The sequence below is a fragment of the Streptomyces sp. NPDC002588 genome, from assembly GCF_040295925.1.
Classification (GTDB): Bacteria; Actinomycetota; Actinomycetes; order Streptomycetales; family Streptomycetaceae; genus Streptomyces.
On the sequence record NZ_JBEOWF010000019.1, the window covers coordinates 22755 to 43051 of the forward strand.

At 69.4% G+C, this 20297-nt stretch carries 18 protein-coding genes; 6 read left to right on the forward strand and 12 right to left on the reverse strand.

The annotated features are described in order from the left end of the window. Positions 1–20 precede the first annotated feature (20 nt). A complete protein-coding gene (locus ABT057_RS22500; protein WP_352345118.1) occupies positions 21–941 on the forward strand; it encodes a LysR substrate-binding domain-containing protein in 921 nt (306 codons plus the stop codon). 9 nt (positions 942–950) lie between these two features. Here ABT057_RS22500 and ABT057_RS22505 read toward each other — a convergent pair whose 3' ends face one another. The 6 genes from ABT057_RS22505 to ABT057_RS22530 form a co-directional block, all read right to left on the reverse strand. Continuing rightward, a complete protein-coding gene (locus tag ABT057_RS22505; protein WP_352345120.1) occupies positions 951–1238 on the reverse strand; it encodes a hypothetical protein in 288 nt (95 codons plus the stop codon). Positions 1239–1269: 31 nt separating this feature from the next. Continuing rightward, complete coding sequence (gene ccrA, locus ABT057_RS22510; protein WP_352345122.1) at positions 1270–2550, reverse strand: crotonyl-CoA carboxylase/reductase; 1281 nt, start codon at positions 2548–2550, stop codon at positions 1270–1272. A 44-nt stretch (positions 2551–2594) separates the two neighbouring features. Beyond that, positions 2595–3407, reverse strand: a complete 813-nt coding sequence (locus ABT057_RS22515) for an enoyl-CoA hydratase/isomerase family protein (protein ID WP_352345124.1) — start codon at positions 3405–3407, stop codon at positions 2595–2597. A 76-nt stretch (positions 3408–3483) separates the two neighbouring features. Next, positions 3484–5571, reverse strand: a complete 2088-nt coding sequence (locus ABT057_RS22520; RefSeq protein WP_352345126.1) for an acetate--CoA ligase family protein — start codon at positions 5569–5571, stop codon at positions 3484–3486. A gap of 71 nt (positions 5572–5642) precedes the next feature. Beyond that, entirely contained in the window at positions 5643–6608 is a 966-nt protein-coding gene (locus ABT057_RS22525) for a zinc-binding dehydrogenase (protein ID WP_352345128.1), read from the reverse strand. A gap of 57 nt (positions 6609–6665) precedes the next feature. Next, positions 6666–8210 carry a purine-cytosine permease family protein gene (locus tag ABT057_RS22530; RefSeq protein WP_352345130.1) on the reverse strand — a complete coding sequence of 515 codons (1545 nt, stop codon included), beginning with the start codon at positions 8208–8210 and terminating at the stop codon, positions 6666–6668. A gap of 431 nt (positions 8211–8641) precedes the next feature. Between ABT057_RS22530 and ABT057_RS22535 the strand changes: the two genes are divergently transcribed. The 4 genes from ABT057_RS22535 to ABT057_RS22550 all read left to right on the forward strand — a co-directional run bounded on the left by ABT057_RS22535 (position 8642) and on the right by ABT057_RS22550 (position 14105). Further along, positions 8642–10159 (forward strand): PucR family transcriptional regulator, encoded by a 1518-nt coding sequence (locus ABT057_RS22535; RefSeq protein WP_352345132.1) that lies wholly within the window; start codon positions 8642–8644, stop codon positions 10157–10159. Positions 10160–10366: 207 nt separating this feature from the next. After that, positions 10367–11767, forward strand: coding sequence for an aldehyde dehydrogenase family protein (locus ABT057_RS22540; protein WP_352345134.1), 1401 nt, complete (start codon positions 10367–10369; stop codon positions 11765–11767). Between the two features lie 95 nt (positions 11768–11862). Further along, positions 11863–12966: a Zn-dependent alcohol dehydrogenase gene (locus tag ABT057_RS22545; RefSeq protein WP_352345136.1), complete on the forward strand. Its 1104-nt coding sequence runs from the start codon at positions 11863–11865 to the stop codon at positions 12964–12966. A 50-nt stretch (positions 12967–13016) separates the two neighbouring features. Then, positions 13017–14105 carry a LacI family DNA-binding transcriptional regulator gene (locus ABT057_RS22550; RefSeq protein WP_352345138.1) on the forward strand — a complete coding sequence of 363 codons (1089 nt, stop codon included), beginning with the start codon at positions 13017–13019 and terminating at the stop codon, positions 14103–14105. A gap of 65 nt (positions 14106–14170) precedes the next feature. Here the strand turns inward: ABT057_RS22550 and ABT057_RS22555 are convergent, their stop codons facing one another. The 6 genes from ABT057_RS22555 to ABT057_RS22580 all read right to left on the reverse strand — a co-directional run bounded on the left by ABT057_RS22555 (position 14171) and on the right by ABT057_RS22580 (position 19159). Continuing rightward, the gene (locus tag ABT057_RS22555) at positions 14171–15010 is read right to left on the reverse strand and encodes an acyl-ACP desaturase (protein ID WP_352345140.1); all 840 of its coding nucleotides are present in this window, start codon (positions 15008–15010) and stop codon (positions 14171–14173) included. Continuing rightward, on the reverse strand, positions 15007–15906 hold the full coding sequence (locus tag ABT057_RS22560; RefSeq protein WP_352345142.1) for an SAM-dependent methyltransferase: 900 nt from the start codon (positions 15904–15906) through the stop codon (positions 15007–15009). Before ABT057_RS22560 ends, ABT057_RS22555 begins: the two co-directional genes overlap by 4 nt. Continuing rightward, complete coding sequence (locus tag ABT057_RS22565; protein WP_352345144.1) at positions 15903–16160, reverse strand: acyl carrier protein; 258 nt, start codon at positions 16158–16160, stop codon at positions 15903–15905. Before ABT057_RS22565 ends, ABT057_RS22560 begins: the two co-directional genes overlap by 4 nt. Next, the gene (locus ABT057_RS22570; RefSeq protein ID WP_352345146.1) at positions 16157–16546 is read right to left on the reverse strand and encodes a PaaI family thioesterase; all 390 of its coding nucleotides are present in this window, start codon (positions 16544–16546) and stop codon (positions 16157–16159) included. The genes ABT057_RS22565 and ABT057_RS22570 overlap by 4 nt, the downstream gene beginning before the upstream one ends. 137 nt (positions 16547–16683) lie before the next feature. Continuing rightward, complete coding sequence (locus ABT057_RS22575; protein WP_352345148.1) at positions 16684–18351, reverse strand: AMP-binding protein; 1668 nt, start codon at positions 18349–18351, stop codon at positions 16684–16686. Positions 18352–18370: 19 nt separating this feature from the next. After that, complete coding sequence (locus ABT057_RS22580) at positions 18371–19159, reverse strand: alpha/beta fold hydrolase (RefSeq protein ID WP_352345150.1); 789 nt, start codon at positions 19157–19159, stop codon at positions 18371–18373. Between the two features lie 333 nt (positions 19160–19492). Here ABT057_RS22580 and ABT057_RS22585 point away from each other — a divergent pair, with 333 nt between their 5' ends. Then, the gene (locus ABT057_RS22585; RefSeq protein WP_352345152.1) at positions 19493–20161 is read left to right on the forward strand and encodes a DUF4232 domain-containing protein; all 669 of its coding nucleotides are present in this window, start codon (positions 19493–19495) and stop codon (positions 20159–20161) included. The last annotated feature ends 136 nt before the right edge of the window (positions 20162–20297 follow it).

Here is a 20297-nt window from a genome sequence, read left to right on the forward strand (position 1 = left end):
TACGTATACGGTCCACGGCCATGCGCCAGCAGATCCCACCGCTGCCCGGCCTGCACGCCTTCGAGGCCGCCGCCCGTCTCGGCAGCTTCGCGGCGGCGGCCGACGAGCTGCACCTGTCTCCCGCGGCCGTCAGCCAGCGCATCCGCTCACTGGAGAACTGGCTGGGCGTCGCCCTCTTCGAGCGCCGTGCACGCAGTGTCGAGCTCACCGAGATGGGCGTGGCGTACGTGTCGACCGTCCGTGACCTGTTCGACGAGCTCTCGCTGACCACCGCGGGTCTGTTCGGCTCCACGAGTCGGCGGCGGCTGACCGTGCGCGTGCAGGTGTCCTACGCGACGACCTGGCTGATGCCCAGGCTGCAGGACTTCTGCGAATCCGTGCCGCACGTCGACCTGCGCGTCGTCTGCTCGATCTGGGCGGACGCGCTGCCCCCGGACGAGGTCGATCTGGAGATCCGGCAGGGCAACGGTTCGTGGGCGGGGTTCACCGCCGAGCTGCTCCACGAGGACAAGGCCGCCCTCGTGTGCAGCCCGCGGCATCTGGAGCGCTACGGCCCGGTGCTCAGTGCGGACGACCTGGTGGCGCGGCCACGGGTGCACGTCCTCGGATACGACGACATGTGGCCGCGGCTGTTCCGGGATCTGCCCGCCGACGACGAACGGGCGGAGCACACCGGCGGCGTCATCACCGTGGACACGTCGATCGCGGCCACCGAGTTCGCCGCCGCCGGCCTGCACTGCGCCCTGGTGCCGGAACGCTTCGCGCGTGCCGCGGTCCGCGGCGGACGGCTGGTCCTCGCGCATCACCGGCTCGCCCCGATGCGTCAGGCCCACTACCTCCTGCGCAGCGAGGACACACCTCAACTGTCCCCGGAAGCACGTGCGTTCACTCAATGGCTGATCAGGAAGGACATCGAAGACGGACCGCTCGGTCCCGCCTGAGCCGCGGCTTCACGGCCGACCGCACGCCTTCAGAATCCGCTCGGCGGCCGGCGTGGCCGTCAATTCGCCGTCCCTGATTCGCTGTTCGAGCCCGGGGGCGAGGGCTCGTACGGCCGGGTCGGGGTGCAGGCGGCCCAGGAGTCCGCGACGACCGTCGCGCAGCCCCTCTTCGAGGGGCGTGGACAGGGCTTTCTCGGCCGCCGTGCCCTCGACGTCCTTGCCCGCCTTGCGCAGTACGCCCGCAACGAGCCCTTGCCACTGCGGGGACCTCGGGTGGCGGCTCAGGGCTGCTGCCACCCGAGGTCGGTTCGGTGGGGGCGTGGTGGTGCTACTGCCTGCCGAGGCCGGGCTCGGCGGCGCCGACGAGGACCGACACGTTGCCGAACACGTCTTCGCCGCGGCCCATGGCGGCGTGGACCCGCCCGATCGCGTCGAACGGCTCGACCCGGCCGAGGCAGGGGTCGACCTTCCCGGCGACGACGAGGTCGTTGTAGGCGCGGGCCTGCTCGTCGTTGGTGCCGTGGGAGCCCTGCAGGCGCTTCTGCCGGGTCCAGTGGTAGCGCAGGTCGACCATCGCGTCGTAGCCGGTGGTGCCGGCGCAGACGACGACCATTCCGCCGGCCTCGCAGACGAAGATGCTGGTGGGGATGGTGGAGGCGCCGGGGTGCTCGAAGACGATCGCCGGGTCCTTGCGCTCCCCCACGATGTCCCAGATCCGCTTGCCGAAGGCCCGCGCGCTCTGCGTCCACGCCTTCTGTCCGGTGGCGTCGTCGACGAGCGGCGGGATGCCCCAGTGGTCGAAGTCGCGCCGGTTGATCCAGCCCACGGCCCCGTACTTCTCCGCGAACGCGCCCCGTTCGGGGTCGGAGACCACGGCGACGGGCAGTGCGCCCGCCAGCCGGGCCAGCTGGCAGGCCTGGGTGCCGAGACCGCCCGAGCCGCCCCAGACGAGGACGACGTCGCCCTCGGAGAGGGTGTTGCCCGACCAGCCGTGCAGCATGCGGTAGGCGGTGGTCCCGACGAGGGTCGGGGCGGCGGCCTGCTCCCAGGTCAGGTGGGGCGCCTTGGGCAGGACCTGGTGGGCCTGGACGCGGGTGAACTGGCCGAAGGAACCGTAGTTGGTGTCGTAGCCGTAGATGCGGGCCGACGGCGCGATCATCGGGTCCTTGCCACGCGCGATCCAGGGGTCGTCGGCGTTCCAGACACCGGGGTGGGTGATGACGTGGTCCCCGATGGTGATCCCGGTGACGTTCTCGCCGACCGCGTAGACGATGCCGGAGGCGTCGGATCCGCCGATGTGGAAGTCCTCGGTCTCGCCGCGCTTCTGCCGGACGGCGACCTGGTCCACCGGGTAGCCGCGGGCCGCCCACACGTTGTTGTAGTTGATGCCGGCGGCCATCACACCGATGAGTACCTCGTCCGGGCCCAGCTGCGGTGTGGGAACGGTCTCCGGCTGGAAGGCGGTCAGCGGGTCGCCGTATCGGCTCGGCCGGATGACCTGGGCCTGCATCGTGGCGGGGACCTGTCCGACCGGCGGCAGCTGGCCGATCGGCGTGGGCTCGGCGCCGGAGGTGACCACGGGGCGCCGTTCGTCGGCGGTGGGTGACATGGTTGTGTCCCTCTCTCGGGTGTCGGTGACGGGTTCTTGCGGAGTCAGCGGTGGGCGCCGTAGCGGGAATCGCGCCACTTCAGGGCCGCCTTGAGGCCCTCGACGGCGGCGATCCTGTCGAACTCCTGCTGTTCCGGGGTGTTGGCGCCGTTGATCAGCGCCGAGATGTCGACGTTGGCGTCGACCGCGGTACGCAGGCCCTTCGCCTCATAGGCCCGGTTGAGGGCCTGCTTGGTCAGGCGCAGGATCGGCAGCGGTGTCGGGGCGATGCGCAGCGCCAGGTCGCGTGCGGTGGAGCGGAGCTCGTCACCCGCGACGACCTTGTTGACCAGTCCGTGGGCGAGGGCCTGCTCGGCGTTGATCCGGTCGCCGGTGAAGAGCAGCTCGTTGGTCTTCTTCTGCCCGAGCAGGAAGGGCATGAGGAGGGTGACCGGTCCCGATCCGTACTGGATCTCGGGTTCGCCGAACCGGGCGTCCTCGGCGGCGATGATCATGTCGCAGGCCATGGCGAGTTCGCAGCCGCCGCCGAGGCAGTATCCCTGCACGACGGCGATGGTCGGCTTGGGGAACTCCCATATCCGCATGGTGAGTTCGTGATCCCGGCGCAGCACGGGGAGCCATTCGAGGGGCGTCTCGGTGCCTTCCTCGATCTCGTCGTTCATGTCGAAGCCTGCGCAGAAGGCACGCCCGTTCGCGGCCACCAGGAGGACCTTCACCGAGTCGTCGACGGCCGCTTGTGCGAGGCGCCGGTCGAGTTCGCCGATGACGTCGGCGTTGAGCGCGTTGAGCTTGTCGGGCCGGTTCAGGGTGATCGTGGCGATCGGCCCGTCGGTGTCGTAGAGCACCGGGTCTGACATCGGATGTCCCGCTCTCGTCAGGGATGGCTGGTCGATGGCTGGTGGAGGGCTGGTCGATGGCTGGCGGATTGCTGGTTCAGGAGCGCGGGGCGAGGATGATCCGGGCGTCCAGGGCGACGGCGGTGGTCGGGGTGACCGCGATGGGGTTGCACTCGATCTCGCCGATCTCGGGGTGCTCGGCGGCGAAGACCGACAGGGTCGCCACGAGGCGGGCGGCGGCGTCCACGTCGACGGGCGGCTTGCCACGGAAGCCGGTGAGCAGGGCCGATCCGCGCAGTGACAGCAGCAGGTCGCGTGCCTGGTCCGCGGAGACCGGGCCCAGGGCGCAGCGCGTGTCCTTCAGGAGTTCGGTGTAGACCCCGCCGATGCCGACGAGGGCGATCGGGCCGAAGGTCGGATCGCGGCGCACCCCGATGATCAGTTCGACGGAGTCCGTCAGGTCGGCCATCTCCTCGATCGAGCACACCGGCGGGGCCAGCCGTCGCTGTACGTCGTTCCAGGCGGAGATGAGTGTGTCGTGGTCGGCGATGTTCAGGACGACACCGCCGTTGTCGGACTTGTGCTCGTCGCCGAGGGCCTTGAGAACCAGGGGGTACCGCAGATCCGTGACCGCCGCCTCCAGCTCTTCGACGGTCGTCACCTCCGCCGCGGGGACGAAGGGGATGCCCGCCGCGAACAGGGCCCGACGGGCCGGCCAGTACCCGGTCTCGGCGAGCGGCGCCGCGGGGATGGGGAGGGCCGGCAACGGATGTGAGGCCGTGCGTGCCCTGCGCGCCAGTCGGCTGAGTGCCCAGGTGGCGTGCTCCACGTCGCGGTAGACGGCGACGCCGCTCTCGCGCAGCGCGGCAGCGGGCCTGGAGTCCGCGAACATGGTCTGGGCGACGAAGCTGGCCCCGGAGGCGGCCACCAGGGCGCCGATGTCGTGGCCCGCCTGGATCTCGCGGGGAGCGACGGCCGGGTCGTACTCGCCGTAGCCGCCGAAGTAGCCGGTCATCAGGACGGCGTCGGTCTCCGCGCTCTCGATCAGCCGCCGCGCTACCCGCTCGAAGGACGTGATGTCCTGTTCGCCGCCGCCGGCGAGGTCGATGGGGTTGGAGACGCCGGCGGTCGGCGGCAGTTCGGCGGCGACCCGGGACGACAGGTCGGCGGTGAACTCGTCGACGCGCAGGCCGGCTTCCTCCAGGCTGTCGCTGGCGAGCGAGGCGTGGCCGCCGCCGTCGGCGAGGACGGCGATCCGTGATCCGGCGGGCGGGCGGGTGCGTACCAGCGCCTGCAGCAGGTTGGCCATCTCGAAGGGGCTGGAGACGAGTTCGGTGCCGGTGGCCTCGCAGACGGCTTCGAGGACGACTCCGGAGGTGACGAGCGAGCCGGTGTGCGAGGCGGCACCCCGGGTCGACGCGGCACCACGGCCGACCGACAGCAGTACGACCGGCTTTCCGGCGTCCGCGGCGCGGGCGGCGGCACGGGCGAACTTGCGGCCGTCCTTGAAGCCCTCGCAGTACACCGCGATGGCGGAGGTGCCGTCGTGGTCGACGCAGCTGTCGATCAGGTCGGCGACGTCGAGGTCCGCGCAGTTGCCCAGGCTCGCGAAACGGGCGACGCCGAGGCCCTGCTCGGTGAAGTGCTCGGCGAGGTCGATGGCGACGTTGCCGCTCTGCGAGAGGACCGACACGCTGCCCGGACGGAACTCGTTGACCGTGGCGTCGAGTCCGGTGGTGTTGTCGAGGACACCGAGACAGTTCGGTCCGAGCATCGGGATACCCGCCTCCCGCAGCCGCGCCACCAGGGCGTTCTGCCGGGCCAGCCCATCGGCGCCGGTCTCGCCGAGTCCGGCGGTGATCGCGACGATCGCGCCCACCCGTGCGGCGATGGCGTCATCGACGGCGTCGTCGAATCCGGCGGCGGGTACGGCGATGACGGCCAGGTCGACCGGCTCGCCGAGGGCGCTGAGCGACGGAGCCGCGGGGTGGCCGAGGATCGTGGAGCGGGTCTTGTTGATCAGGTGGGCGGGTCGCCGGTGCCCGTCCCGCAGCGCCCGCACGGCGAGCCAGTTGCCGTACTTGGCAGGGTCGTTGCTCGCCCCGACGACGGCGATCGAGGAGGGGGCGAAGAGGGCGGAGAGGTCTCTGCGGGTGTCCGCCAGGGCGGAGAGGACGTACGTCATCGGGGGATCTCCAGATGAGAAGCGAGGAGTTGGGGAAGGCGCGGGCCGCCGCTCCGGTGGCCGCCTGCTCGTCAGGGGATCAGGACGATCTTCCCTTGGGCGTCGCCGTGGGCGAGTTTCTTCAGGCCCTCCCGGGCGTCGGCGAGCGGCATGGTCGAGTCGATCCGCGGACGCAGTCCGGTGGTGTCGAGCAGGGCCAGCAGCTGTTCGAGTTCGGCGCGGGTGCCCATCGAGGAGCCGCGCACGTTCAGTTCGCGGTAGAACACCCGCCTGAGGTCCGCGGGCGGGTGGGGGCCGGTGGTCGCGCCGCAGGTCACGAGGGTTCCGCCCGGCCGGAGCGACTTGAGCGAGTGAGCCCAGGTCGCCTGGCCGACGTCGTCGAGGACGACGTCGACACGTTCCGGCAGGCGCTCTCCGGCGGTGAAGACCCGGTCGGCTCCGAGGGTGAGTGCGGCCTCCCGGCCGGCGTCGCCGCGGCTGGTCACCCACACGCGCAGACCGGTCGCGGCGGCCAGGGCGACGGCGGCGGTGGCCACTCCTCCCCCGGCTCCCTGGACGAGGACCGTCGAACCCGGCAGGGGGTTCGCCTTGACGAACAGCATGCGGTACGCGGTCAGCCATGCCGTGGGCAGGCACGCGGCCTGCTCGAAGGACAACGACGTCGGCTTGGCCACCAGATTGCGGCGGGGCACGAGGACCCGCTCGGCGAGGGTGCCGTCGTGCACCTCGGAGAGCAGGGACCGGTCGGGGTCGAGCATGTCGTCCCCGGTCCAGCCGGGCGAGGTGACGACCGAGTGGACGACGACCTCGTTGCCGTCCTCGTCGACGCCTGCGGCGTCGCAGCCGAGGATCAGGGGCAGCCGCTCGGGGCGGATGCCGACGCCGCGCAGGGTCCACAGGTCGTGGTGGTTGAGCGCGGCAGCCCTGACCGTCACCACGGTCCACCCGTCACGGGGGCGGGGTTCGGGTCGGTCGTCGACGCCGAGTGCGGCGAGAGGGACGTCCGCGTCGATGGACTTGGCGAATGCCGCGAGCATGGCGAAACCTTTCGTGAGACGCGGTGGGGGCTGCCGGCCGTCAATGCCTCAAGCGGGTCAGGACAGGCCGCGATCCGCGCCGGAGAGGGTGCGGGCCGAAGTCGCCGCGGTGCCCTCCGGATCGAGTGCGGGAGCCATACCGTCGACACCGAACTCGTCTATGTCCGCGTCGAGTTGAGCGATCAGGCGGCGCTCCTCGGTGAGGTTCAGGTTGCGGCAGACCGCGAGATAGAACACCGAGGCGACGATCAGGCCGGGAAGCATCGCGATGTCGGCTCCGTCGAGCATCTCGGCGACCGGGCCGGTCCACCACACGGTGACGAAGAAGGGCGTCATCGCGAGGAAGCCGACGAAGTAGGCCGAGATGCCCCGCCAGTCCCAACGGCCGTACATTCCACGCGGGTTGAAGATCTCCCGGATCGAGTACCGGCTCTTGCGGACGAAGTAGAAGTCGACCAGGTTCACGGCCGTCCACGGCGTGAACAGGTACAGCATGATCGCCAGGAAGCTGCCGAACTCGGTCATGAAGTTGTCGTCGGCGTTCGCCGCGATGAACACGGCGACCACGCCGGCGACGACCAGCGCGACGAACCGCTTGGTCAGCGTGGCCTTGATCGGCCGTACGGAGTCGACGGCGCTGAGGATCGTCAGCGACGAGCCGTAGAAGTTCTGGGCCGCGCTGGTGATCAGGCCGATCACCGCCAGGACGGTGATCACGACGCCGAACCCGCCGAAGACCCGGTCGCCGGTCCTGAAGAGGGCCATGGCCACGTTGAGGTCGGGGAACAGGGCGGACGAGGCCGCGCCGATCAGCATCATCCACGCGCCGCCGATCGTGGCGCCGAGGTACGTCCACCAGAACGTGGCCCGGGTGTTGACCGTCTTCGGCAGGTAGCGCGAGTAGTCGGAGACGTAGATCGCCCAGCTCAGCTGGTAGGCGGCGGCGGTGAAGAACTGCGCGAGGAACGGGTTGAGCTGGAATCCGGCGAACGAGAGCTGCCCCTGGGGGAAGGTCTGGAAGAGCAGGACGTGCACGGTGAAGACGAGCATCGCCGCGATCAGGGCGTAGGACAGGTACCGCTGCAGCTTGTGGAACCACGAGTAGCCGAGGAAGGCCATCACCATCGCGAGCAGGGTGAAACAGATCTCGGTGCCCGAGGCGCTGACCCCGAGAGCGTCGTGGAAGGTCTGCCCGGCCAGGATCTGGTTGAAGGCGTTGTACCCGACGTACGTCGCGAGCGCGACGACGAAGACGAGCAGCGCGCCGACGTACCCGAACTGGGGCCGGGACTGGATGAGTTGCGGCAGGCCCATGTGCGGGCCCTGGGCGGAGTGCCCGGCCATGAAGAGCGTGCCGAACAGGCAGCCGCTGACGATGGCGACCGACGCCCACAGGAGGTTGGTGCCCATGCTGACGCCGATGACACCCACGGCCAGGGTCGTCAGGTGTGCGTCACCGCAGAACCAGACCGGCCACAGGTGCCAGGCCTTGCCGTGGCGTTCCGAGCCGGGGACGTAGTCGATCGACCGGCGCTCGATGCCGCCCGGAGTTCGGGAGGACGGGGGGTCCTCCGGGCCGGGGAGACTTGGGGACGTTGACACGGATTTTCCTCCGGGAGGGTCAGGACGGGGGCGTCCAGGTGCGCCTCCTCCCTGGTCGACGGCGTGGCGACACTGGAGGCGGGGCGGGTTGCGGGTGCCGACGGGGTGCGGGAGTGCCGCGGCCCGCGTCGCTGGAGGGGTGGCGTGCGGTGAAGCAAGCGTTAAGCACATGTTTCGGCCAGGGGAACTGTTACGTAGTCTGAATCGGAGGGCCGCGGCTGTGCTGTGGACGGAGAGACGACGATGCCGTGGTCCGTGCACGGCTCCGTGGGCGCCGAGCGGGCCCGCCTCCTCTGACCGGCCCTTGCGCGCGGACGGAAGGTATACGACCCTCACGACACCGCGATCCGCCGCGGCGGTCCCGCGTCCCGCGCCTCCTCGCCGGACACGGCGAAGCACATTGACGACAGCTGTCAGAACGGGAGACGCCCGTGTCCATCACCTTGCGTGAGCTGCTGCAGATTCCACAGATAGGCAACGACGTGGTCGCCGGGAAGAGCGGTCTGGACAAGCCCGTGGTCTGGGCGCACGCGTGCGAGATGGACGCCCCGTGGGACTGGCTGGGCCCCGACGAGCTGTTCATGACCATCGGTTACTGCGTGCCGAAGACCGCCGCCGCCCAGGTCCGGTTCGTCGAGCAGCTGGCGGCGGCCGGTATCGCCGGAATGGCGGTCGGCGACGAGCGTCCGGCGCCCCGGCTCTCGAAGGCCATGCTCAAGACCGCCGACGATCTGCGCTTCCCGATTCTCGTGACCGGCCACACCACACCGTTCTCCGTCATCGCGCGAGCGGTCGCGAGCGCCAACCAGCACGAGCAGCTCAGCCGTCTGACCAGGCTGTCCCGTCTGAGCACGGCTCTGGGCATGCCGGCCCGCCCCGACGAAGAGCCCGTGCTCGCCCGTATCGCCGCCGAGCTCGGGCACCGGATCCACGTGGTGGACGCGACGTACGGCACGGAGATCCTCGAAGCACCGCTCGCCCTGGACGCCCGGGTGGGGGAGGCGATCGTGGCGCAGGTCGGTGAGAACACCGGACGCCTTCCGGCGCGGCTCCACCTCGACCTGGGGGACCGCTCGGCGACCTGTTTCCCGGTGCCGAGCAGCCGCAGGCCGGCCCTGCTCGTCGTACCCGACAGCGCGGGGCATCGCATCGATCCGTTCGCCGTCCTGCACGTGGCCAACCTCATCGCCATCGAGCTGGAGCGGCGCGGTGCCGCCTACGAGGGCCGCAGGCACCGGGCGTCCGGTCTGCTGTGCCGGCTCGTCGACGGGCGCCTGGACAGTCACTCCGCCGCCGAACAGCTCCAGCAGTTCGACCTGTCCGGCAGATCGCTCATCGCGGTCGCGGTCGCCGAGGACTGCCGCGTTCCCGTCGACCTCCTCTTCGACCGGGGCGTGCCCCACCTGATGACCGACGAGCGGGGCGGGATCCTGCTCCTGACGCCCAGCGAGTGCGTCTCGGACCTGATCGGCGTCCTCCCGGACCCGGTTCCCGTCGGCACGTCCGACGTCATCCGTTCGCTCACCCGCGTCGGCGACGCTGTGCGCGAGGCGAGGTGGGCCTTTGAGACCGCCCAGTCCCAGGGTGGCGGTCACGTCGACTACGCGAGCGCCCATCCGCTCTTTCTTCCGCGCACGGTCACCGAAGCGATGAACGCCGCTCGCACGGTTCTCGGGGCCCTGCTCGACTACGACGCGGAGAACGGCACCGATCTCGTGCGGTCGCTGGAGGTCTATCTGGCCTGCGACCGGTCCTGGAAGCAGGCCGCGAACGTCCTGCAGATCCACAAACAGACCCTCGGATACCGGCTCGCGCAGGTCGAGCAGCTGACCGGCCGGCGAGTGAACCGCACCGGCGACGTCGCCGAGCTGTGGCTGGCCCTCCTCGCGGTGCGGGCGGTCAGCGAACCCGGCGGAATCCGCCACGGCCTGCGCCGCGGAGACCGCTGACCGACCGCCGAAAGAAAAAACTTCGCCGCGCACCCCTGTTGTGACGAAACGTTTCGGCACCTAGCGTTCCACTCCTCGGCGTCGCTCGACGCTTTGAGGCGTCGTACGTGTCTCACGACCTGCCACGGCACAAGCGATCACCAGGCCTCCGGGCTCCCTTCGTGACGCGCTCGCCACCGCCCCTCAGCCCCTGTGTGAGAGGAAAAGATGGTTACCTACGAGACGATCTTCATCGACGGCGAGTGGGTCCACCCCGTCGGAACCGACTCGGTCGACGTCGTCGATCCCGCCACCGACGAGATCTCCGGCCATGTCCCCAGCTGCAACGAGCAGGACGTCGACGCGGCCGTCGCGGCGGCGAAGAAGGCGTTCCCCGCCTGGTCGCGGACCCCGGTGTCCGACCGCGTCGAGTTCCTCCGTCGCCTCGCGGATCTGGTCCGCAAGGACGCGGACGAACTCGCCCGCCTGGTGTCCGTCGAGATGGGCGCCCCGCTGGACTTCGCCCTGTCCGAGCACGTCGGCACCCCCATCGCCATGATCGAGAGCTTCGCCGACGCGCTCGCGTCCGAGGAAGACGAAGTGCGCGTGGGCAACTCCCTGATCGTGCGGGAGCCGGTCGGTGTCGTCGCCGCCATCACACCGTGGAACTACCCGCTGTACCAGCTGGTCGCGAAGGCGGTTCCCGCGGTGGCGGCGGGCTGCACGGTCGTGGTGAAGCCCTCCGAACTGGCACCGCTGTCCACGTTCCGGTTCACCGAGCTCGTCGAGCAGGCGGGCCTGCCCGCCGGGGTGTACAACCTGGTGCCCGGCCGTGGAGCGGTCGTCGGCGACGCCATGTCCCGGCACGAGGACGTCGACATGGTGTCCTTCACCGGCTCGACCCGAGCGGGGCAGAGCGTCGCCGCCGCGGCGTCGCACACGATCAAGCGCGTGGCCCTGGAGCTCGGCGGAAAGTCGGCGAGCGTCGTCCTCGACGGGGCCGATCTCGGGCAGGCGGTGCCCTACTCCGTCGAGTACTGCATGGCCAACGCCGGTCAGTCCTGCAGCGCCTGGACCCGTCTCATCGTGCCTCGCACGGCCCTTGCGGAGGTCGAGGCCCTCGCCGTGACCGCCGCTGCCGCCGTCGAGGGCACTCTCGGGCCCGCCGTCTCGCGTTCCCAGTACGAACAGGTCCAGGAGTACATCCGGGTCGGCCTGGCCGAGGGCGCCCGCCTGATCGCCGGCGGACCCGGCAACCCCGGGGGCGGAGACGAGGGCAACTTCAACCGCGTCACGGTGTTCACCGACGTCACCCCCGACATGCGGATCGCGCAGGAGGAGATCTTCGGTCCGGTCCTGGTGATCCAGGCGTACGACGACGTCGACGAGGCCGCCGACATCGCGAACGGCACGCCGTACGGACTCCACGGCGGGGTGTGGGCCGGCACCGACGCCGAGGCCCTCGCCTTCGCCCGCCGCCTTCGTACCGGCCAGGTCGACGTCAACGGCGGGGCGTTCAACGTCCGCGCGCCCTTCGGCGGATACAAGCAGTCCGGCATCGGGCGGGAACTCGGCGGCTTCGGCCTCGAGGAGTTCTACGAGACCAAGTCCATCCAGCTGCCCGAGTAGACCGAGCGCCCCGGTAGGCCAAGGGCCGCAGCGGACCACTGGCCACCCCGCTCCCCCAGCGCTCCAGCTTCCCCGCACAAGAGGAGAAACCACCCATGAAGGTCACAGCCGCCGTCTTCGAAGAAGCCGCCAGGGATCTCGTCGTCCAGGAGCTCGAGCTCGACGACCCGAAGGAGGGCGAGGTCCTCGTCCGGCTCGCCGCCAGCGGCGTGTGTCACAGCGACTACCACGTCGTCAAGGGCGAGTGGGGCGCTCCGGCTCCGCTGGTGCTCGGCCACGAGGGTGCCGGCGTGGTCGAGGCCGTGGGCCCCGGGGTGAAAGGCGTCACCGTCGGCGACCACGTCGTGCTCTCGTGGGTGCCCTACTGCGGGCGCTGCAAGTACTGCCACACGGGCCGCCCGGCGCTGTGCCCGCAGGTCCAGGAGAGCGCGTACCAGAGCGTGATGCTGGACGGCACCAGCCGCCTCAGCCGCGACGGCGAGACGGTCTACAGCTACTGCGCGACCGGTTCCTTCGCCGACCGCGTCGTGGTTCCGGAGACCGGCGCGATCCCGATCCGCAAGGACGCGCCGCTGGAGAAGGTGGCGCTGATCGGCTGCGCCGTCGCGACCGGTGTCGGGGCCGTCATCAACACCGCGAAGGTGCAGGCAGGCGACAGCGTGCTCGTCATCGGCTGCGGCGGCGTCGGACTGTCCGTCGTCATGGGCGCGGCCCTCGTCTCGGCCGGCAAGATCATCGCGGTCGACATCAACGACGACTCGCTGGCCCGAGCCGAGTCGCTCGGCGCGACGACGACGATCAACTCTTCCACCACCGACCTCGCCGCCGCACTGCACGATCTGGTAGGGCCGGACGGTGTCGACTGGGCCTTCGAGGCGATCGGCCTCAAGCCCACCATCGAGACCGCCTTCCGCTCGATCCGTCCCGGCGGCACCGCGGTCATCGTCGGACAGGCCGCCGACGGCGTCACCGTCGAGATCGACCCCCTCGTGATGTCCGACCGCGAGAAGTCGATGATCGGCAGCAGCTACGGCACCTGCCACCCGGCCGTGGACTTCCCGCGCCTGGTGGATCTCTTCATGGAGGGCAAGCTGGACCTCGACGTCCTGATCGCCCGCACGGGCGGCATCCACGACATCAACGAGGCTTTCGCGGCCATGGGCCGCGGTGAGGCCGCACGCACGGTGATCGTGTACTGACCCGCCACCGGTCGGCGATCACGAAGGACACGCTGAAGTAGGGTGCGAAAATGGGCGGCGACGCTGAGTACTACCGGGAACAGTTCGCGGGCATTCTCGCGGCCCGCGGTGGGAGGCGTCGCCGTCCAGGCGTGAAGGACGTCGCGGCCATCGCCGACGTGGGAGTGGGTACCGCGTCCGACGCACTGAACGGCAAAGGCCGGATGAACCCCGCGACCCGCGACCGCATCAGGCAGGTCGCCGACGCGATCGGTTACTACCCCAGCGCCCTGGCGAGATCCCTCCAGAGCAACAAGAGCGGCATCATCGGCCTCTCCATCCGCCCCTTCGGGGGTGCACCACTGCAGTATCTCGAGGTCAGCTACTACGCCCGGTTCCTCAACGCCGCCACAGTGGCCGCTCTCGAACACGGATACGCCCTGGTGGTCCTCCCCCCGTCGGTTCCCACGCTGCTGCGCAACATCCCGATCGACGGCGTCATCGTGACGGACCCGCCGCCGGGCGACCCCCTCGTCACGGAGCTGAAAGCGCGCGGCCTCGCCCATGTGACCGACCTCGGAGAGGCCGACGACCCGAAGGCACTCTGCGTGGGCAACGACCAGGCGAAGGCCGTCATCGGCGTATGCGATCACTTCAAGCGGCAGGGCGCGACGACAGTCGGGCTCCTCGTCGCCGACGCGGACGAGGACTACACGGTGCGCAGCCTCGCCGGGTTCCGGCAGTGGGCCGAAGCCAACGGACAGATTCCACGCATCGAACGCACGAGCATCACCGATCCGGTATCCATGATGGCCGCCGCTCGTCGGCTCCTGGCAGCCCCGGGACGGCCCGACGCGGTCTACACGACCGAGGCACCCGCCGGGAGTTACCTCGTCAAGGCGGTCGGCGAGCAGAACCTCCGCATGCCGGAGGACGTACTGGTCGCCTACTGCGCGGAGCACGCGCCCGATGCGGGTCTCTCCGAGGTCACCAGGCTCAGCCTGAACGCCGAGCGGGTGGCCGAAGAAGCCGTCGACCTCCTCACCTCCGTTCTGTCCGGCAGCGACCCCACACCCCGGCACAGGATCGTGGACACCGAACTGCACGTGCACGCCTCCTCGCTCAGGAACAGGAACGCCGAGCCGCGGAAAGCACGTTGATGTCAACGCCGTTGGCCGGCGAGCCGCTGGTGCGGGGGCCGTTCGGACGCTGCCTGTGGGGGGCCTCAGCCGAGCTGCCGCACCTGCGTGATGAGAGACTCCAGGTCATCGACGGCCGGGACGCCGAGAGTGCCGGAATACTTGCGGACCATCTTGCCCAGCGCGTCGTACGCCTCGGTGTGGTCGCGGCCCACGGTCCTCACCGCGGCCAGTGCCATACGCCAGTACCCGTCGAGCACTCCGTCGAGGGGCATGCGGAATGTGGAGAGTACGTTCTTGACCCGCTCCAGGTCCCCGCTCGTGGGAGTGGCCCTGCGCAGCGCGTCCTCCACCAGCCGGGAGTAGAAGGCGAAGTGCCGGGCCTCGTCCCGGGAGAGCCGCCGCAGCAGGTCCGCGAGGAACGGCTCCTGTACCGCCTGCTCGTAGTGCCGGTAGAACAACTGCGTCGCCTTCTCCTGGAGGAAGGTGTAGATGAACAGCTCGAGCGGTTCCTCGTACGGCAGGACCACCGGCTTCCGCCCGGCCGCGGCCAACTCCTCGTCCAGGCCGCGGCGGTCGGAGATCTCCGCGGCCAGTTGGTAGCGGATCAGTACCGAGGCGTGCTTGTCCTCGTCGTTCGCCCATTGGATCAGGAACCGGAAGTACTCGCGGTTGCGCAGATACGTCTCGCGGTCCAGGTCACCGGTCGTCGGGAACCTCGAGAGCGTGAACCCCAGGTAGTCCGGTATGTGATCCTCCACCAGCGTGAGCAATTTGACGATCTGCCGATCGTCGTCGGTGAGCAGCTCGGGGCGAAGGTCGCCCCAACTCAGCTCATCCGGCGTCCAGTTCTGCCGGTCGGCGGCGCGGAGTGTCTGAGCCGTGGCCTGCCGGACGGTGTCAGCGGTCGGACCCGACCGGATCACTCGACGCCCTCCAGGCGCCCCATCCTGCTCTTCTCGGCCGCGAACGCGTAGTGTTTCGTCGTGAAACCGAAGCCGACGGAACCGATCTTGAAATAGCGCAGCAGCCTGTCGGCCGTGCCGGGAATGAGGGCGTCGATCTGGTTTCGCCGGTCGCGTACCCTTTCTTCCCAGTCGGCAAGCGTCCGCGGATAGTGGGTCGTGAGGTCGGTGAGTTTGACGATACTGAAGCCGGCCTCTTCGGCCGCTGCGATGAGATCGGAGAGCGGCACCATCTCACCGAACCCGAAGATCTCACCTCCGACGAACTCGAATCCCGGACTTCGCCGGTACGCATCGAAGATCTTCCGGTTCCGGAAGCAGCTCTCGGACAGGTAGAGGCGTCCTTTGGGGCCCAGCAACTCGTAGGCGCGCAGCAGCACTTCGGCTCGATCGGGCATGTGCACGATAGAGCCGATCATGGCCACGCCGTCGAAGCGCCGCCCGGAGAGGTCTGACTCGGTGAACCCGCCGAGGCGCACCTCGACCAGGTCCGCCACGCCCAACTCCGCGGCGCGGCGCAGGATGTGCTCGCGCTGGGGTCGGGAGGGAGTCACCCCGACCACCTCGATCCCGCGTCGCGCGGCGAACAGGACGAGGCTCCCCCAGCCACACCCCACGTCCAGCAGGCGCTGCCCCGGCCGCAGACGCAGGTTGGCGTCCACCACCCAGGCCAGCTTGGCCTCCTGGGCCTGGTCCAGCGTGCTCTCCGGCCCCGAGTAGAGCCCGCAGCTGTACTTCATGCTCGTGCCCAGGAAAGCCGCGAAGACCTCGGGCGGCAGCTCGTAGTGCGAGTTGGTCCTGGCCACGGCCTCGTTCGGCGTGACACTCGGCAGGACGCCGGGGGCAGACGCCGTCACCGTGCCTCCGCCTCCGCCAGCGCCTGCTCGACAAGATCGACGAGGTCGCCCACGGCCTTCGCCCCGAAGAGCAGTTGGTCGTTGAACTCGACGGCGAACTTCCGTTCCAACTGTGCGGCCACAGTGAGCAGATGCACCGAATCGGCGTTCGGCAGCGAGATGAGGGGATCCGATTCCTCCAGGTGGTGGTCGGCAAGCGGCAGTTCACCGCGGAGCTGCTCGAACACGGCCTCTCGGATGTCTTCTCGGTTCATCTCTCTCCTCCCCCGCCCAGGAAGGGGCGGATCAGCCGGTGCTCCTGGTCGTTCAGCGCGAGCAGAGACCGGACGTTGTCGTCCCGTATGGGCTTGTAGGTCCCCGTCACCAGGGCGTGCAGGTCGCCCGTCTCCCCCGTCACCTCGGCCTCGACGCCGAACATGCCGCCCAGGACGGACGTCGTACGGGCCGTGATCCGGTACGCGGCGCCCGCCCTGACCACGGACAGGAAACGGGTCCGCAGCGTCGTCGAGAATGTCAGCGTGTGATGACCGAGCAGTACTGCGTGGGCCATGACGTCGTCCGCGGCCGTGCTCACGATGCCGCCGTGCACGACTCCCGGATACGAGCACAGATCCTCGTCGAAGACGACGTCCGCGACCACCAGCCCATCGTCTGACCGGTGGATGGACAGCCCCAGTCCACGTGCGTTTCGGGGCGAACAGCCGAAGCAGTGAAACCAGGAGGCATCACGTATGGACGAAAGTCCCGACGGCATCCCCGACGGCAGTCCTTCGGCTCTCATATGGTTTGCTCAATCATTTTCCTCGCCGCGTTCCGCTGCCATTTCCCACTGGTCGTACGCGGTAGCGAGCCCGGAGGCATGACCCGCACCCGCACCGAACTCAGCCCGAATTCCCTGGCGATGCCCACCCTGATCCGCTCGGCGAACTCTTCCGTTGTGCCCGGCTTGGCCTCCACCAGCACCGTCACGTGCTCGTCCCGGTCCTCTACGGGCATGGAGAAGGCGACGCACCGTCGGCGATGCACGCCGGGAAGGTCGCGTACGGCGGCCTCGATGTCCTCGGGGAAGAAGTTCTGTCCGTTCACGATGACCATGTCCTTGGACCTCCCCGCCACGAACAGTTCGCCGTCGTGCAGGAAGCCGAGGTCGCCCGTGCGGAGCCACTCGCCCTGGAACGCGGCGCGCGTCGCCTCCGGATCCCGGTGGTACCGGCGGGTGACGGCAGCGCCCCGGATCTGTATCTCGCCCAGCGTCGGGCCGGTCGTCTCGTTCCCCGCCGCGTCGACCAGCCGCAGATCCAGCCCTTCCACGGGCCGGCCGACGCTCACAACCGCTTTGGCGTCGGCAGCCGCCCGGGCGACGGTCCGGATCTCGCCCGTGCTCGTCAGCGGACCCCGGTCGACGTGGTGGATCCTCGGCGGGTCGCCGGGCCTCGGGAACGCGACCGCGAGGGTGGCCTCGGCCATCCCGTACACCGGGTACATCACCTCCGGCCGCACCCCGGCCGGGGCGAACCGCTCGGCGAACGCGGACACGGTCGCGGCGGACACCGGTTCCGCTCCGTTGAACGCCAGGCGCCACCGGTGCAGGTCCAGTTCCGCCGACAGCGCGCCGTCGGCGGCGTCGATCATCAGGTCGTACCCGAAGTTGGGACCCGACGAGATGGTTCCGCCCTGCTCGGCGAAGTACCGCAGGAAAGCGGCCGGCCGGCGGATGAAGCCGAAGGGGCTGAACGTATGGGTGGGTACGCCCACGAGCAGGGTGGCCAGCCACCCGAAGAGTCCCATGTCGTGATACTGCGGAACCCAGTGGATGAGAACGTCGTCGGAGGTGATGGCGGCGGACGCGGAGATCGCGCGCAGCCCGGCCAGGAGGGAACGGTGGCTGAGCACGACTCCCTTGGGGCGCGAGACGCTCCCGGACGTGTACTGGATCACGGCGGTGTCATCGGGGTCGATGCGGGCAGGCTCGCCGGCCCGCGCCTTCCGCGCCGGGTCTTCCCCTGCCAGGTCGACATCGGACCAGTCCAGTACGGTCAGTTCGGGACACAGACCGCTCAGCAGCCGGCTGAGGCGCTGTTGGGACCCGTCGACGACGAGGAAGCGCATCCCGGCGGAATCGATCATGCGGGCGAGCCGGTGTGCGACGGATTCCAGGTCCTGCACCATCTGCTGGACCGGCAGGATGCTCACGGCGGCTCCGGTGGCGGTGCCGCCCACCGTGCCGACGAGGGTCTGCGGGCCGGTGGACATGAGCAGGCCGACGACGTCGCCCCGACCCGCTCCCGCGGCGTGCAGACCGGCCGCGAACCGGCACGAACGGTCGTACACGTCTCTGACCGTCGTACGCAGTCCCAGCTCCGGAAAGGCGACGAGGGTATCCGGACGGGATTGGGCGACCGCCGCAAAAGCAGCAGGCAGAGAACCGGCCAAGGGAAATTCCATGCGATTCCTCCAGCGCGGCCTACAAGGAGGCCTGCGCTCCCTCTTCTCTGATCAGGGCGGCGAGCGACTCGACGTCGCGGAAGAAATGGTCCTCGTGCGGAAGAAACCTGTGGCGGGCAGCGGGAATGAGCGCCTTCAGCAGATGTACGCTCTCGGTGTATCGCCGGTCACTCAGACCCGATTCGATCAACGCCACCGGAGGGTCGGGGGCGGAATCCAGCCAGGTATCGACTTTCAGGTCCCCGATCGTCATGCTCGTCACGCATTCCAGATCGGATATGAGTCCCGGTGCCAGCGCACGCATTTTCCAGGCGAGTTGTCTCGTGGCGGCCTCGCACTGCGCCGGAGACGCTCCGCCCAGGGCGAGGGACAGCCGCACGGCTTCCTCCGGCCGGCCCGCTTCGACCATGCTGCGGCATCTCTCCAGGAGGTCGACGAGTTCTCCGCCCAGCATCGCCACCGGGGGTTCGTACAGGACCAGGCTCTTCATCGCATGCCCGGCCGATGGCCTGGCGGCCAGTGCGACGACCCCGCCGAAGGAATGGCCGAAGACGATGGCCGTCTCGTCCAGCAACGCGAGAACCGCGACGAGGTCCTGAACCTGAAAATCCGTCCGGCATGGGCCGACACCCACGCAGCTCTTCCCGTAACCGCGGCGTTCGACCAAAACCACCTGATGATCGGCGGACAGAATCCGCGCCAGCGCCTCATACCGCACCGATGGGGCCAGCGTGCCCGGAACGACAACCAATGGTGGACCGGATCCGATGCGACGTAAGTTTATTCGCGTACCGTCAAAGGATTTCACGCACTGACTTTCCAAATGCGACACCCTCTGACTTCGGATTGAAAAGCCCAGGAACCGATCATGTGTCAGCCCAACATAGAATCAGCGAACATCGGCAGTCAATCCCTTGCGACGGCCGCCCCCGCGATGATAAAAGCACGTCGTTCGACCGGCCCTGCGGCCACGGGCGGTCGACCATCACGGCGGCCGCGCCGTTCAGCATCCCGGGCCCCCACCCGTGACGGAACGCAGACATGATCGCTGACGGCTCGTGACTCACTGCGCGATACAAATGAGCGCGCACCACAGCATCACCCAGACCACACAGACCACACCGCATCCCCGGGGGGAATCATGCTGCACACCCGCAAGGCCGTCGCCGCCGTCATCGGCCTCGTGGCCGCACTCTCGCTCACCGCCTGCAACGGCGACGACATCGCGTCGGGCGACGTGCAGTCCAGCCCCACCGCGTCGGCGGACAATGCGGGCGGCACCGGCGGGGCGGACCAGGCGGGCCAGAGCACCGCCACCGGGACCGGCGGGAGCGACCAGGGCACCGACACCGGCACCGGTGACAACAGCGGCGGCAAGGTCGGCATCTGCCGCACCGACGCGCTCGAGGTCGTCGCCGAGGACAACACCACGGACAAGAAGGAAGGCGTCGTCACCGTCTCCTTCAAGAACGGCGGCGGCACCGACTGCAGCATCAACGGCTTCGCGGGTGTCGACCTGACGACGTCCCAGGGCGACACCCTCTCCGTGTCCCGCAACGGCGAGCAGCCCCTGCCGGGCATCCTCAAGGACGGCGAGTCCGCCGCCTTCAACATCACGTTCCCGTACAACAACAGCGGCGGCTCCGGCGTGCAGCTGACCAAACTCGTGGTGACGCCCCCCAACGAGACCAAGAGCGTCACCCTGAAGTGGCCGGCAGGCACCCTCCCCGTCTCCGACGGCGGGAGCAGCGTGAAGCTGGAGATCAACCCGGTGGGCAAGGTCAGCGACTCCCCGGGACCGAACGGCTGACCCCCGCTCAGGAACCGCCGCGGGGCACCAGCAAGCCGGGCCGGTCTCGTTCGCAGCGATTCACCTTCCCATGGGCGCAAATGCGGCCCTGAGCCCGGGCCGGAAAGCCGGCCCGGGCTCAGGAGCACGACGTACG